General features: G+C 71.9%; 13 protein-coding genes and 1 pseudogene. 1 reads left to right on the top strand and 13 read right to left on the bottom strand.

Annotated features, from left to right (window positions below):
* Positions 1-35: 35 nt before the first annotated feature.
* From ACFUJR_RS31565 to ACFUJR_RS31620, 12 genes are all read right to left on the bottom strand, one after another.
* A complete protein-coding gene (locus tag ACFUJR_RS31565; protein WP_383172230.1) occupies positions 36-1,136 on the bottom strand; it encodes a polyprenyl synthetase family protein in 1,101 nt (366 codons plus the stop codon).
* Entirely contained in the window at positions 1,133-2,542 is a 1,410-nt protein-coding gene (gene hpnE / locus ACFUJR_RS31570) for a hydroxysqualene dehydroxylase HpnE (protein WP_383172228.1), read from the bottom strand. The genes ACFUJR_RS31565 and hpnE overlap by 4 nt, the downstream gene beginning before the upstream one ends.
* A gap of 82 nt (positions 2,543-2,624) precedes the next feature.
* Positions 2,625-3,575, bottom strand: coding sequence for a presqualene diphosphate synthase HpnD (gene hpnD / locus ACFUJR_RS31575; RefSeq protein WP_383172226.1), 951 nt, complete (start codon positions 3,573-3,575; stop codon positions 2,625-2,627).
* Positions 3,572-4,489 carry a squalene synthase HpnC gene (gene hpnC, locus ACFUJR_RS31580; protein ID WP_383172224.1) on the bottom strand — a complete coding sequence of 306 codons (918 nt, stop codon included), beginning with the start codon at positions 4,487-4,489 and terminating at the stop codon, positions 3,572-3,574. Before hpnC ends, hpnD begins: the two co-directional genes overlap by 4 nt.
* Positions 4,490-4,786: 297 nt before the next feature.
* Positions 4,787-5,458, bottom strand: coding sequence for a TetR/AcrR family transcriptional regulator (locus ACFUJR_RS31585; protein ID WP_383172222.1), 672 nt, complete (start codon positions 5,456-5,458; stop codon positions 4,787-4,789).
* A gap of 120 nt (positions 5,459-5,578) precedes the next feature.
* Positions 5,579-6,364 (bottom strand): ABC transporter ATP-binding protein, encoded by a 786-nt coding sequence (locus ACFUJR_RS31590; protein ID WP_383172220.1) that lies wholly within the window; start codon positions 6,362-6,364, stop codon positions 5,579-5,581.
* Complete coding sequence (locus ACFUJR_RS31595; RefSeq protein WP_383172218.1) at positions 6,357-7,286, bottom strand: ABC transporter permease; 930 nt, start codon at positions 7,284-7,286, stop codon at positions 6,357-6,359. The genes ACFUJR_RS31590 and ACFUJR_RS31595 overlap by 8 nt, the downstream gene beginning before the upstream one ends.
* Positions 7,287-7,334: 48 nt before the next feature.
* Positions 7,335-8,213, bottom strand: coding sequence for a glycosyltransferase family 2 protein (locus tag ACFUJR_RS31600; protein WP_383172258.1), 879 nt, complete (start codon positions 8,211-8,213; stop codon positions 7,335-7,337).
* 77 nt (positions 8,214-8,290) lie between these two features.
* Complete coding sequence (locus ACFUJR_RS31605) at positions 8,291-9,070, bottom strand: CDP-alcohol phosphatidyltransferase family protein (RefSeq protein ID WP_383172217.1); 780 nt, start codon at positions 9,068-9,070, stop codon at positions 8,291-8,293.
* Positions 9,048-10,109, bottom strand: coding sequence for an iron-containing alcohol dehydrogenase family protein (locus ACFUJR_RS31610; protein WP_383172216.1), 1,062 nt, complete (start codon positions 10,107-10,109; stop codon positions 9,048-9,050). Before ACFUJR_RS31610 ends, ACFUJR_RS31605 begins: the two co-directional genes overlap by 23 nt.
* Positions 10,097-10,834 carry a sugar phosphate nucleotidyltransferase gene (locus ACFUJR_RS31615; protein ID WP_383172214.1) on the bottom strand — a complete coding sequence of 246 codons (738 nt, stop codon included), beginning with the start codon at positions 10,832-10,834 and terminating at the stop codon, positions 10,097-10,099. Before ACFUJR_RS31615 ends, ACFUJR_RS31610 begins: the two co-directional genes overlap by 13 nt.
* On the bottom strand, positions 10,831-12,654 hold the full coding sequence (locus tag ACFUJR_RS31620; protein WP_383172257.1) for a DUF5941 domain-containing protein: 1,824 nt from the start codon (positions 12,652-12,654) through the stop codon (positions 10,831-10,833). The genes ACFUJR_RS31615 and ACFUJR_RS31620 overlap by 4 nt, the downstream gene beginning before the upstream one ends.
* Before the next feature lie 406 nt (positions 12,655-13,060).
* On the opposite strand from ACFUJR_RS31620, the gene ACFUJR_RS31625 reads away from it, so the two are divergent.
* A complete protein-coding gene (locus ACFUJR_RS31625; RefSeq protein ID WP_383172213.1) occupies positions 13,061-14,002 on the top strand; it encodes a cation diffusion facilitator family transporter in 942 nt (313 codons plus the stop codon).
* Between the two features lie 27 nt (positions 14,003-14,029).
* Here the strand turns inward: ACFUJR_RS31625 and ACFUJR_RS31630 are convergent.
* Positions 14,030-14,110 (bottom strand): annotated as a pseudogene (locus ACFUJR_RS31630) (transposase); the annotation flags it as partial.

Raw genomic sequence — 14,110 nt, forward strand, 5'->3', positions numbered from 1 at the left:
CCGGCGACTGCGCACTCATATCAGGGTGATGGTGATCATCTCTTCCGTACGACGACGAAGTCGGCGAGCGCGGTGAGCTGGGCCCGGACGCGCTCGGGCATGTCCACCTCGTGCAGGGCGCGGATGGCGATGGTGTGCTGGCGGCGGGCCTCCTCGGAGGTCCACTCCCGGCCGCCGGCCTCCTCGATGAGGGCCGCGCGGGTGGCGAACTCCTCCTCGGAGAAGGAGTCGAAGTCGCTGCTCTTGGCGTCGGCGGCGAGCAGGTCGCCGAGCCGCTCGGAGGCCGGGCCGCCGGCCGCGAGGGCGGCGACGACGGGCAGGGACTTCTTGCGCTGGCGCAGGTCGCTCCAGGTCTGCTTGCCGGTGGACTCGGGGTCGCCCCAGATGCCGAGGAGGTCGTCGACGGCCTGGAAGGCGAGGCCGAGGTGGTAGCCGTACTCCTCCAGCTTGTCGGCCGTGCGGTCGTCGGCGCCGCCGAGGACCGCGCCGATGGAGACGGCGCAGGCCAGCAGGGCGCCGGTCTTGTTGCCCTCCATCTCCAGGCACTCCTCGACGGTGACCCGCTCGCGGTGCTCGTAGGAGATGTCCTGGGCCTGTCCGTCGATGAGCTTGCGGGTGGCGGTGGTCAGCCGGCGGGTGGCGCGGCCGGCCTCGACGGTGCCGAGTTCGAGCAACAGCTCGTTGGCGAGCGCGAAGAGCGCGTCGCCGACGAGGATCGCCTGCGCGGGGCCGTGCACCTTCCAGACGGTGTCACGGTGGCGCCGCTGCTCGTCGCCGTCCATCAGGTCGTCGTGCAGCAACGAGAAGTTGTGGACGAGCTCCACGGCGACGGCGCCGGGGACCCCGACCTCGGGGGCGACGCCCGCGGCCTCGGCGGAGAGCAGCGCGAGAGCGGGCCGGACGGCCTTGCCGCTGTCCCCCTCGGTGGGGTTGCCGTGGGCGTCGATCCAGCCGAAGTGGTAGGCGGCCACGGTGTCCATGGGCGGGGCGAGCCGGTCGACGGCCGCCCGCAGGACGGGGGTGGACAGGGTCCGCCCGCGCTCCAGCAGAGCGGTGACGTCCGCGGTGTCGACGGCCGGGTTCACCGGGGGCACAGTCGGCACGGTCTCTCCTCTTGTTCCAGTACTCACACTCATGCCGCCTCCTGCAGCGGATGTTCATGGCGGCGGCCGAGGGCGGAGAGCGCGGCGCCCGCGGCGCTGAAGCCACTACGGACGGCACCCTCCATGGTCGCGGGCCAGCCGGTGGCGGTCCAAGCGCCGGCCAGGTACAGGCCGGGGGCGTGGGTGCGGGCGGCGGGGCGGAGCCGGCCGACGCCCGGAGTGGGGGCGAACGTCGCTGTCCGCTCCCGGGTGACGAAGAAGTCCTTGATCCCGGCGCCGCGTGCGGCGGGCAGCAGGCGCTCCAGCTCCGGAAGGTAGCGCTCGCGCAGCTCGGCGACGGGCGTGTCGATCTCGTCCTGGGCGGCGGACTGGGAGACGGCCAGGTACTGTCCGGCGCCCTTGAGGCCGGAGGAGTCGGTGCGGTCGAAGACCCACTGCACCGGGGAGCCGAGCGCCGTGAAGAAGGGCCGTCTGAGCACCTTTCGGTCGTAGACGACGTGCACGTTGAGGATCGGGGCGGTGCCGATGTCCAGGAGCCGGTCGGGGTCGTCGAGGGCGCCCTCGGGAATCAGCTCACGCGTCTCGCGCTGCGGCACGGCGAGCACGACGGCGTCGGCCTCGATGGTCTCGCCCGGCACCTCGACGCTCCACCGGCCGTCTTCGGTACGGGTGATCCGCTCGGCCTTGGTGCGCAGTTCGGTCCGCACGCCGAGTGAGTCGAGGGCCTTGCGGGAGAAGGTGTCGTGGAGCTCGCCGAGGGGGACATGGGCCCAGCCGATGTCGGCGGCGCCCGGTTCGGAGAGCAGGCCGGTCTTGAAGACCATGGCGGCCAGGCCCATGGAGGCGTGCGGGGCGGTGGCGTTGAGGGTGGCGACGCCGACGAGGTCCCAGAGGGCCTCTACGGCGCGCGGGGACTGGCCGTGGCGGCCGAGCCAGGTGGCGAAGTCGATGCCGTCGAGGGCCGGGTCGGCGGGGTCGAGTCCCTTGAGGGCGAGTGCGGCGCGGCCGACGCTCGCGCGCTCGGCGAGAGAGAGGTGGGGGTAGGTCGCCAGGCTCGCGGCGAGGTGCAGCGGTACGGGCAGATCGGTGCGCCGCAGCCGGCCGAGTCGGGGGCCCCGGGGGTGGGCGACGTCGAGGACGGGCACGTCGAGGCGGTCCTGGAGGGGCGCCAGGTGGGCGGCTTCGACCCGGTCGAGGAACCACCGGTAGGCGGTGCAGCAGCGCAGGTAGACGTGCTGGCCGTTGTCGACGGTGAGCTCGCCGCGCCGGAAGGAGAACGCGAGCCCGCCGAGCCTCGGCCGGCCTTCGAGGAGCGTGACGCGCATTCCGGCGTCGGCCAGTTGGAGCGCGGAGGTGATCCCGGCGAGTCCGCCGCCGATCACGACGGCGGTCGCGCCGGCCCCGGCCGCGCGGTGCGGTGTGGTGCCGTCGGTGGTCACGAGGCCTCCCCTCGGGTGGTCGCAGTCAGGGACGCCGCCCGGCGGCGGAGGGTTGTCCGGTGCCGGGGATCGTACGCGCGCATCAGGCACGCCTCCTGACGACTCGTCGGGAGACGTGCCGGGTGTCGAGTCCGGAGAGGCCGCGCACGGCGACGTACGCCTTCTCGTGCCCCGGGAGCGAGACCCGGCCGCGCAGCACCGCCTCCGGGTCGCGCTCGATCCGGTCGAGGAGGCGGCGGTAGATCCCGGCCATCGCGGCGACGCAGGCGCCGCTGCGCCGGTCGAGCATGGGCAGGAGCCGGTAGCCCTCGGCGAACAGGGCGCGGGCCCGGCGGACTTCGAAGTGGACGAGGCCCGTGAAGTCGGCACCGGCGGGCGGGGTCGCGCTCCCGAAGCCCTCGCCGCAGCCGAACTTGGCGAGGTCGTCGGCGGGCAGGTAGGTGCGTCCGTTGCCGGCGTCCTCGCGTACGTCCCGGAGGATGTTGGTGAGCTGGAGCGCGAGCCCGAGGGTGTCGGCGTACTCGGGGGCGCGTTCCACGCCCTGCGCGCCCGGCTGCGTGCCGAACACCCCGAGCGAGAGCCGCCCGATGGCGCCCGCGACGCAGCGGCAGTAGACCTTGAGGTCGTCCCAGGTCTCGTACGTCTCGCCGCGGACGTCCATCAGGACGCCGTCGATCAGCTCGTCGAGCCCGCCGAGCGGGATCGGGAAGCGCCGGGAGGCGTCGGCGAGGGCGACGGCGACGGGATCGGTGTCGTCCTCGTCGACCCCGCCACGGCGGATCCGGTCCAGGAGCGCGCGGGTCCCTTCGAGCCGGTCCCGCTTGGCCTCCGGGGCGAGCGTGCCGTCGCCGATGTCGTCGACGCGCCGCGAGAACGCGTACAGCGCGGACATGGCCTGTCGCTTCTCGGCCGGCAGGAGCCGGATCCCGTAGGCGAAGTTGCGGGCCTGCTGTCCGGTGACGGCCTCGCAGTAGCTGTAGGCGGCCTGTACCGGCGCGGACGCCTCCGTCTGTCCCTCCACGGTCCGGCTCACCCTTCTCTCCGCGCTCTGAGCAAAATCGATCCCGCTTCACGCATCAGTCCCGGCTTGGTGGGCCTGGGCGGCCCGGCCAGGACGTCGAAGCCGCCCCCGGAGGCGGCGACGGCGTCGAGCGCGGCAAGTCCGCCGGCCGTGAAGCCGGCGAGCAGCAGCCGCAGCCTGCCGTGCACGCTTCCCACCAGGGGGATCCCGTCGTCGAGCAGAGCCCGGGCGCGCGCCGCCTCGAAGGCGATCAGGGCGCGTACGGAGGCGTTCGCGGCCGGGCGGGCGAGATCGGCCTCGGTGACGTGGAAGCGCTTCATGTCCTCGGCGGGCAGATAGATCCGGTCCCGGCCGAGGTCCTCGGCGACGTCCTGGAGGTGCTCGACGATCTGCAGGGCGGTGCAGACGGCGTCGGAGCGGCGGACGCGCTCGGGGGTGGCTGTTCCGGTGATCCCGAGGACGAGCCGGCCGACAGGGTTGGCGGAGAGTTCGCAGTACGCCACGAGGTCGTCGTACGTCTCGTAGCGGCGTACGAGCTGGTCCTGGCGGTTGGCCTCGATCAGGCCGAGGAACGGCTCGGGGGTGAGGGCGCGGCGCCGCACGGTCGGCTGGAGGGCGCGGAGCAGGGGGTGGTGCGGGGTGCCGTCGAAGACCCGCAGGAGGTCGGCCTCGAAGGCGTCGAGCAGGACGAGGCGGTCCTCGGCCCGTTCCAGGGCGACACCGAGGTGGCGGGCGTCGGCCCCACCGGGGGCGAGGTCGCCGTCGCCGATGTCGTCGACGAGCCGGGCGTAGCCGTAGACGGCCATGAGGTCGTCGCGCCAGGCGCGGGGGAGGAAGAAGGGCGCCACGGGGAAGTTCTCGTCCGCGGCCTTGTCGAGCGTGGCGCGAGAGGACGCGTCGGGGCGCGCCTGTCGGGCCGGCGTCACTGGCCGCTGCCCGACGCGGGGACGGCGACACCCTCGTGGAGCTGGAGATTTCGCGTCATGGCCGTCATATCTCCTGTTCTACACTGCCGATCCAATCCATCCTATTTCGGACACGCCACCGGCCCTCGCCGGGGCTCGCCGCCCGACGGCCGGGGACGCCTAGGGGTTATCGCCCCACTTGCCACGAATCAGCACCGGTACAGCTTACGTTGTACGCCGCCGAGTGCCTCGTCGGGGTGGTGGACCCTGGGTGAAATCCTCGCCGGTCCTGTCAACCCTCCGACAGGGAGCGGTAGTTCACGTTTCCGGCGGCCACCGGTCGGCGCGGGCGCCGGAGACCACCAGGGCGAGGGTGGACTCGACGACCGCGGCGCGGCGCTGCTCCGGAAGGCGGCCGAGCGGGCCGTCGAGCAGCAGGAGTGACAGTCCGTGTACGGCCGACCACGCCGCGGGTGCGGCGGCCGGACGGGCGCGGCGGGGGCCTCTGCCCGCCCCCGCCAGGGCGTTCAGGGCGTCCGTGAGCAGGGCGAACGCGCGGATCTCGGGTTCGGGTTCGACCGGACGTCCCGGGGGCGCCCAGGCCTCGCCGCAGGCCGGTCGCGGGGTGCAGAAGGCCGCCCGGTAGAGGCCGGGCTGGTCCACGGCGAAGCCGACGTAGCCGCGGCCGAGGGCGGCGAGACGGAGTTCGGCGGCGACGGTCGGATCGTCGGCGCCCGGGACACGGGCGGCGGCGCGCTCCATGGAGTCGGCGAGCGCCCGCTGGGCGTGGACCTTGACGGCTCCCAACAGCTCGCCCCGGCCGTCGAAGTGCCGGTAGGCGGCGGTGGGCGAGACACCGACCCTGCGGGCGGCCTCGCGCAGCACGACGCGCTCGGGACCGCCTTCTGTGGCGAGGTCGACGGCGGCGCAGATCAGCGCGTTGCGCAGATCGCCGTGGTGATAGGACTTTCCCCCCGAGATCGCTGCCATGCGCTCATCCTGCCCGATGTTGACCGCATGAACATTCCGGGTGGGGGCCGGGGGCGCGGCCCGGGGAACGCGAAGGCCCCCGCCGGGGTCGGCGGAGGCCTTCGTACGCGGTTCGGGGTGCTACCTCGCGGTCTCGCGCTCGTACGCCCGCAGGACTTCCTCGGTGGGCCCGTCCATCAGGAGCTCGCCCTTCTCCAGCCACAGGACGCGGTCGCAGGTGTCCCTGATCGACTTGTTGCTGTGGCTGACCAGGAAGACCGTGCCGGCCTCCTTGCGGAGCTCCCGGATGCGCTGCTCGGAGCGGATCTGGAACTTGCGGTCACCGGTGGCGAGCGCCTCGTCGATCATGAGGACGTCGTGGTTCTTGGCGGCCGCGATGGCGAACCGGAGCCGGGCGCCCATGCCGGAGGAGTACGTCCGCATGGGCAGGCTGATGAAGTCGCCCTTCTCGTTGATGCCCGAGAAGTCGACGATGCCCTGGTAGCGCTCGCGGATCTCCTCCTTGCTCATTCCCATGGCAAGGCCGCCGAGTATCACGTTGCGCTCGCCGGTCAGGTCGTTCATCAGCGCCGCGTTGACGCCGAGGAGCGAGGGCTGGCCGTCGGTGTAGACCTTGCCGCTCTCGGTGGGGAGCAGGCCTGCGATGGCGCGCAGCAGGGTCGACTTGCCGGATCCGTTGCTGCCGATGAGGCCGATGGCCTCGCCCCGGTACGCGGTGAAGGTGACGCCGCGCACGGCGTGCACCTTGCGGACGCCTCGGGTGACCTCGGCCTTGCCGCGGCCGAGCATCCGGCTGAGGGCCGCGGTGGCGCTGCCCTTGCCGCCGCCACCGGTGTTGACCCGGTAGACGATGTGGACGTCGTCGGCGATGACGGTGGGAACGCGTCCCAGGGTGGGGTCAGCCACGGCCGTACCTCTCCTCGGCCTTCCAGAAGTAGACGAAGCCGCCGATGCCGATCGCCAGGGCCCAGCCCAGGGCGGTCGCCCAGACGTGCGCGGGCAGGTTCTCGGCGCCGTAACCGTCGATCAGCGCGAAGCGGATCAGGTCCATGTACACGGCGGCCGGGTTGTACATGAGCACGTCGGCGATCCAGGCCGGCTTGTCCGCGAGCATCACCGGGATCGAGAACATCACGCCGGACGCGTACATCCACGTGCGCATGACGAACGGCATGAGCTGGGCGAGGTCGGGGGTCTTGGAGCCCATCCTCGCCATGATCATGGCCAGACCGACGTTGAACACGAACTGCAGGAACAGCGCGGGGATCAGCAGCAGCCAGCTCATCGAGGGGTAGCTGCCGAAGGCGATCGCGACGGCGGCCAGCACGATCATGGAGTAGAGCAGCTGCTGGAGCTGCTGCAGCGCGAACGAGACGGGCAGCGAGGCGCGCGGGAAGTGCAGGGCCCGCACGAGGCCGAGGTTGCCCGAGATCGCCCGCACACCCGCCATGACCGAGCTCTGGGTGAAGGTGAACACGAAGATGCCGGTCACCAGGAAGGGGATGTAGACCTTGGTCTCCATCCCCCGGCCGGCGTCCAGGATCAGGCCGAAGATCAGGAAGTAGACCAGCGCGTTGAGCAGGGGGGTCGCCACCTGCCAGAGCTGGCCGAGCTTCGCCTGGCTGTACTGCGCCGTCAGCTTCGCCGAGGAGAAGGCGAGGATGAAGTGGCGCCGTCCCCAGAGCTGGCGGATGTACTCGAAGAACCCGGGCCGGGCGCCGCTGACCGACAGACCGTACTTCGCGGCCAGCTCGGCCGGGGGCAGGCCGTCGTCGGCGGATGGCGGTGCGCTGGTCGCGACCGCACCGTCGTGGGTTGTGTCACTCACAGGTCGGAACTTTCGTATTCAGATGCGTGGCAGGTCGGGCACCACGTGTCAGACGACGGGCGGGCGTCCCAGTCGGGTCAGCCGCCACACCGTACGCCATTTCATGGGCCGGCGCGGTCCGCAGGGGGTGGCCCAGCCTTCCCGGAATCCGCCGAGCCACGCCTTGAGCGCGGGGCCCGAGGGGCGCCGCGCGAGGGTCAGCAGCAGCCAGACACCGAGATAGACCGGAACCAGCAGAGCGGGGAGGTTGCGCCGGGCCAGCCATACCCGGTTGCGGGCCACGTTGTAGTGGTACGTCGCGTGCCGGGACGGTGGCGTGGTGGGGTGGAGCAGCACCATGTCGGAACGGTAGTCGATCATCCAGTCGGCGTCGAGGGCCCGCCAGGCGAGATCGGTCTCCTCGTGCGCGTAGAAGAACTCGTCCGGCAGTCCGCCGACTTCGGTGAGGACCTGGCTGCGCACGGCGTTCGCACCGCCGAGGAAGGTGGTCACGCGCGAGGACCGCATCGGGTCGGAGGCGCGCAGCCGCGGGACGTGCCGGCGCTGGGTGAGACCGGTCTCGGGGTCCGCGATCCGGAAGCTGATGATGCCCAGCCTCGGATCGGCGGCGAAGGCCTCGCGGATCAGCTCGGCGGTGTCGTTGCGTTCGAGCAGACCGTCGTCGTCGAGGAACAGCAGGGCGTCGACGGGCCCGCAGGGGCCGCCGGGGCCGAACGCCTCGATGCCGACGTTGCGGCCGCCGGGGATGCCGAGGTTCTCGGGCAGGTCGATGGTGTGGACGCCCTCGGGCACCCCCGTGACGGGGGCGCCGTTGCCCACGACGACGACCTCGACCGGCTCGCCCTCCTGCCTGGCCACCGATTCCAGCAGCGCGCGCAGGTCGTCGGGCCGGTTGCCCATCGTGATGATGACGGCACCCAGCTTCATCGCCGTGGTCACGTTCGTCCTTCCCGCGCTTGTCGTCGTCTCGTCTGTCGTCCGTGCCGTCGCCATCTCCCCCGGCCTCACTTCAGCCGGCTCGACGCCAGGATCGACACCAGGTGCAGGACCGTCTGGAGCATCGCGATGCCCGCGAGGACCGCGACACCGAGCCGGGTGAAGAACAGCCCGCCCTGGACCGCGTCGAGGATCGCCAGGACCAGGATCAGCAGCGAGGCCTCGATGCCGAGGACCAGGCGGTGGAACTGCAGCGCCGAGGCCGCCCGGCGGGCGAGGGCCATGCCGGAGGAGCGGGGCTCGCTCGCCGCCTCCTTGACGGGCGGCAGCCCGCCCTGGTGGCGGGCGACGCCGACGAGGTCGGTCTCCGCCTTGATCAGGACGGCGCCGAGCGCGGCGAGGGTGCCGAGGAAGGCCCACAGCCAGTCGATGCGGCCGCCGCCCCAGAGGTCGGCGGCACGCAGGCCGAAGCCGACCAGCACGGCGGCGTCGCACAGGTAGGCGCCGACGCGGTCGAGGTAGACGCCGTTGAGCGAGAACTGCTGCTTCCAGCGGGCGACCTCGCCGTCGACGCAGTCGAGCAGCAGGTACATCTGGACCGCGACGACGCCGAGGACGGCGCCCCAGATCCCCGGTACGAGCAGCGCCGGGGCGGCGAGCACGCCGAAGAGGGTCATGACGTACGTCAGCTGGTTCGGCGTGACGTTCGTGGTCACCATGCGGCGGGTGATGCGCAGCGAGATCTCGCGCATGTACAGGCGGCCGCCCCAGTGCTCTCCGCTACGCCGGTCCTTCACACCCGCCGGGTGCACGACCGGGCGGAGTTCAGCTACGGATGGTCTTGGCATAGTCGGCGTACGCGTCCCTGATCTGGTCGTCGGAGAGGTCGAGGTGTTCGAGGATGGTGAAGCGGCCGGGACGGGTCTGCGGGGCGAAGGACACGGCCTGGACGAACTCGTCCACGCTGAAGCCCATCTCCTCGGGCGTCACGGGCAGCCCGTGGCGGCGCAGCGTCTCGACGATCCCCAGCGAGCCGTCGGCGGCACCGCGCAGGTGCATCGCGAAGGCGGCGCCGAGGCCGCACTGCTCGCCGTGGCTGGCGGCGCGCTGGGGGAAGAGCAGGTCGAAGGCGTGGCTGATCTCGTGGCAGGCGCCCGAGGAGGGCCGGGTGTCGCCGCTGATCGACATGGCGATGCCGGACATCACGAGCCCCTCGGAGAGCGTGACGAGGAAGTCGTCGTCGCCGACGCCGCCGGGGTGGCGGAGCACCGCCTCGCCGGCGCTGCGGGCCATCGCCGCGGCGAGGCCGTCGACCGGCTCACCTGTCTCGCGGTGGGAGAGTTCCCAGTCCGCGATGGCGGAGAGGTTGGAGACCGCGTCGCCGATCCCGGAGCGGACGTAGCGCACCGGGGCGTCCCGGATCACGTCGAGGTCGATGACCAGCGCGATCGGGGTCGGCACACCGTACGAGCCACGCCCGTTGTCGTTGTCCAGGGTGGAGACCGGCGAGCAGATGCCGTCGTGCGACAGGTTCGTGGCGATGGCGACCAGCGGCAGGCCGACCCGGGCCGCCGCGTACTTCGTCACGTCGATGATCTTGCCGCCGCCGAGGGCGACCACCGCGTCGTACCGCTGACCCCTTATGGCCTCGGCGAGCTTCACGGCCGCGTCGATGGTGCCGCCGTCGACGGGGTACCAGTCGGCGTCGGGCAGCTCGGGGGCGAAGTGCTCGCGCAGCTTCAGGCCCGACCCGCCGCTGATCGCGACGGCGATCCGGCCGTTGCTGGAGATCCGCTGGTCCGCCAGGAGCGTGGAGAGGTCCTCCATCGCTCCGCGCCGGATGTCGACGACCACCGGCGAGGGGATGAGCCGGGTCAGTACTGGCACGCGATCTCACGGCCCTTCGCGAGGTCGTCGTGGTTGTCGATCTCGACCCACTTGACGTCGCCGATGGGCTCCACGTCGATCTTGAAGCCGTCGTCGGCGAGCTTCTGGTAGCCGTCCTCGTAGTAGAGGTCGGGGTCGCGCTCGAAGGTGGCCTTCAGGGCGTCGGCGAGCGCCTCGGCGGCCTCGGGCTCGATGAGGGTGACACCGATGTACTCGCCGGTGGCGGTGGCCGGGTCCATCAGCTTGGTGATCTTCTGGACGCCCTTGCCCTCGGCGGTGATGACCTTCATCTCCTCGTCGGCGAGGTTCTTCACCGTGTCGAGGGCGAGGATGATCTTCTGGCCGTCGCCGCGGGCGGCGAGCAGCGTCTTCTCGACGGAGACGGGGTGGACGGTGTCGCCGTTGGCGAGGATCACACCACGCTTGAGGACCTCACGGGCGCACCACAGGGAGTAGGCGTTGTTCCACTCCTCGGCCTTGTCGTTGTCGATCACGGTGATCGAGACACCGTAGGCGGCCTCCAGGGCCTCCTTGCGCGCGTACACGGCCTCCTTGCGGTAGCCGACGACGATGGCGACCTCCGTGAGGCCGACCTCCGCGAAGTTCTTCAGCGTGAGGTCGAGGACGGTGGTGTCACCGTCGACAGGCACGAGGGCCTTCGGAAGCGTGTCGGTGTAGGGGCGCAGACGCCGTCCGGCACCGGCTGCCAGTACGAGGCCGATCATGCGGTTTCTCCTTCGTCGTGTACGGCGGGTGCTCCGGAGGACACCCAGAAGCGGATGGACTCCACCAGCACCACGAGCGCGACGACGACCGCCAGAGCGGTGAGCGCCAGGGTGAAGTCGTTGCCGCGGTCCGCCAGCAGGGCGGCGAGTACGACCACCAGCAACGTGCGGCCCTCGTGACCGCCGACGGTGCGCACGAGCCACGCGGGCGGGGCTCCGGTGCCGCCGCGAATGCGGTACACCGTGTCGTAGTGATGGTAGGCGACGGCGGACACGAGCCCGTAAGCCGCGGGCAAGGCGCCGTTCACGTCGGAGCGGGCGGCGATGATCAGGACCGTGCCGTACTCGGCGGCCCGGAAGAGGGGCGGGACGAGCCAGTCGAGCGCGCCCTTGAGGGGGCGCGCGACGGCGATTCCGGAGGTCAGCACGTAGAGCACCGCGGCGAGCACCACCGCCCCCGGGGGCGCCCACACGGCGGCGGCGAGGAGCCAGGCCCCGCCGACTGCGGCGATCGCCGTCCGGGTGGCGGCCGGCGGGAACGCCTTGCGGCCCGCCGTCTTCGCCACGATGTCGGCGAGCGGCCCGGTGTCCGCGAGGTCGGCGAGTGCCTGGGCGGCCCGGTCGGTCCTCTGCGCCTTGCGGGTCAGGGAACGGAGCACGCGCCCGGCGGTGGTGTAGCAGGCGCCGAAGGCGCAGCCGACGATCAGGGCCCAGAAGACGATCCGCGGGGTGGTGACGGCGGTGAGGACCGCGATCATGGCCCAGCGTTCGCCGATCGGCAGGATGATCATCCGGCGGACCCAGACGGTCCAGCCGACGCTGTCGAGCCGGCTGGAGAGGGCCGCGGTGGGGCTGGTGTTCGCCGTGGCGTCGTGGTTCGCCTCGTTGAACGAGAAGTCCACGACGTGCCGGCAGGTCATCAGGACCATCGCGCCGAGCGCGAGCGCCCAGACGTCGTCGCCGTTCCGCGCCGCGCCGAGTGCGAGGCCCGCGTAGAAGGCGTACTCCTTCGCGCGGTCGAAGGTGGCGTCGAGCCAGGCGCCCATCGTCGAGTACTGCAGCGAGTAGCGGGCGAGCTGCCCGTCGGTGCAGTCCAGGACGAAGGAGACGAGGAGCAGTACGCCGGCGGCGATGTAGCCCCCGCGCTCGCCCGTGGCGGCGCAGCCGGCCGCGATCAGCGCGGTGAGCAGCGAGGCCGTGGTGACCTGGTTGGGGGTGAGGCCGCGCCGGGCGCACCAGCGCGCGATGTAGCGCGAGTACGGGCTGACGCAGAACGTGGTGAAGAAGCCGTCGTGGGCCTTCACGGCGGAGCGCAGCCGTACGGCCTCGTCGTCGACGGCGGCGACGGCGGCGCGGGCCTCGTGGCGGGCCTCGGCGTCGGTCGGCACGGCGGCGACGAGCGTGCCGAGCTGGGGCCGGTGCACGGCGACGCCGTCGGCGTCGAGGGCGTCGGCGAGCGCGTCGGGGAGGTTCTCGTCGGTTGCCGCGGGGGCGGGTGCGGCCGGGGCGCCGGGCACCGAGGCGTACGCGTCGGTCAGGGCGCGGGCGAGCGCCGGGCGGGCCTCGGGCTGCGCGGTGAGCGCGCCGGGCGCCGCGGCGGCGGGGAAGCGGGGGTCGGTGAGGGCCAGCCGCAGGGCGTGCAGGTGTCCGACGAAGCGAGGATCGACGACGGCGATCCGCTCACCCGCCGGTACGGCGGCGAGCAGTGCGCCCGTGGCCTGCGGGCCGGAGGCGACCCGTACGTCGAAGCCGAGAGACCGCAGATCACCGTCGAGCGACGATCCGGGTACCGGCGGACCGGTGAGGATGGCGGTCGACAGACGAACTCACTCCTTGGAGCTGACGGGCGGGCCCGCGGGGCCCATGACACGGCCCCGGACACGGCGGCTCCGCCCGGCATCGGGCGGCGGCACGTCGGCTGAGGCTATCGGATGGACGAGGGTGGGAGTTCACCGAGGCTTTGCGGTGCGGACTCCCCCGGGCCCACTCGAATCCGCCCGAGTGCGCCATGCCCTACGGAGATCATCATGGGTGATCGACCGACCGCCCCACAAACCGCGCCCCACAGCGCCTCGAACCCACCCTCGCACGGTCTCCCACCAGGCCCGCATCACCGCAGGTCAGATGATATGACAACGGTCTTCAGTACCGTGTTGCACATACCCCCCACCCGTAGTTGACTTGCCCCTCGGGCACCGGACACGACGACGACGGGGAGGCCGCGCCATGGGGGCTGGACACGACCACGGGCACAGTCACGGAGGGCCACCGCCCACGGGGACCGCGGCCGCGGCCTACCGGGGCCGGCTGCGGATCGCGCTCGCGATCACACTGTCCGTGATGGTGGTCGAGATCGTCGGCGGCGTCGTCGCGGACTCGCTGGCCCTGATCGCCGACGCGGCCCACATGGCGACCGACGCCGTCGGCCTGGCGATGGCACTGCTGGCGATCCACTTCGCCAACCGCCCGCCCACCCAGACCCGGACCTACGGCTTCGCGCGGGCGGAGATCCTCGCGGCGCTGGCCAACTGTCTCCTCCTGCTCGGCGTGGGCACCTATGTGCTGTACGAGGCGGTCCAGCGGTTCATCGAGCCGGCCGAGACCAAGGGCGGACTGACCGTCGCGTTCGCCCTGGTCGGCCTGGTCGCCAACATGGTCTCGCTCTCGCTGCTGGTCCGTGGCCAGAAGGAGAGTCTCAACGTGCGCGGCGCCTATCTGGAGGTGCTGGCGGACGCGCTGGGCTCGGTGACGGTCCTCGTCTCCGCCGGCATCATCCTGGCCACCGGCTGGCAGTACGCCGACCCGATCGCCTCGATCCTCATCGGCCTGATGATCGTGCCGCGCACGGTCAAGCTGCTCCGCGAGACCCTGGACGTCCTGCTCGAGTCGGCCCCGAAGGGCGTCGACATGGTGGAGGTACGGGCGCACATACTGGCGCTGCCGGGCGTCGAGGACGTCCACGATCTGCACGCCTGGACGATCACGTCCGGGATGCCGGTGCTCTCCGCCCACGTGGTCGTGTCCCAGGCGGCGCTCGACGCCGTCGGCCACGAGAAGATGCTGCACGAGCTGCAGGGCTGCCTGGGCGACCACTTCGACGTGGACCACTGCACGTTCCAGCTGGAGCCCGCAGGCCACGCCGCCCACGAGGCGAAACTCTGCCTGTGACCGCTTCCTGCGGCTGCTAGTGCCGCATCAGGCAACGTTCGCCCTGTCGACGACGGCGCGTAGGTGCCGGTCGTCGGCGTGGCGGTTTCGCCAGATGATGTAGCGGCG

Source organism: Streptomyces sp. NPDC057271 (genome assembly GCF_042668715.1).
In the GTDB taxonomy this organism is placed as follows: domain Bacteria; phylum Actinomycetota; class Actinomycetes; order Streptomycetales; family Streptomycetaceae; genus Streptomyces.

Coding starts and splice junctions, on each gene's coding strand:
- ACFUJR_RS31565 (WP_383172230.1), bottom strand. CDS start 1,136: ATGAGTGTGAGTACTGGAACAAGAGGAGAGACCGTGCCGACTGTGCCC.
- ACFUJR_RS31585 (WP_383172222.1), bottom strand. CDS start 5,458: ATGGCAGCGATCTCGGGGGGAAAGTCCTATCACCACGGCGATCTGCGC.
- ACFUJR_RS31600 (WP_383172258.1), bottom strand. CDS start 8,213: ATGAAGCTGGGTGCCGTCATCATCACGATGGGCAACCGGCCCGACGAC.
- ACFUJR_RS31605 (WP_383172217.1), bottom strand. CDS start 9,070: ATGCCAAGACCATCCGTAGCTGAACTCCGCCCGGTCGTGCACCCGGCG.
- ACFUJR_RS31615 (WP_383172214.1), bottom strand. CDS start 10,834: ATGATCGGCCTCGTACTGGCAGCCGGTGCCGGACGGCGTCTGCGCCCC.
- ACFUJR_RS31625 (WP_383172213.1), top strand. CDS start 13,061: ATGGGGGCTGGACACGACCACGGGCACAGTCACGGAGGGCCACCGCCC.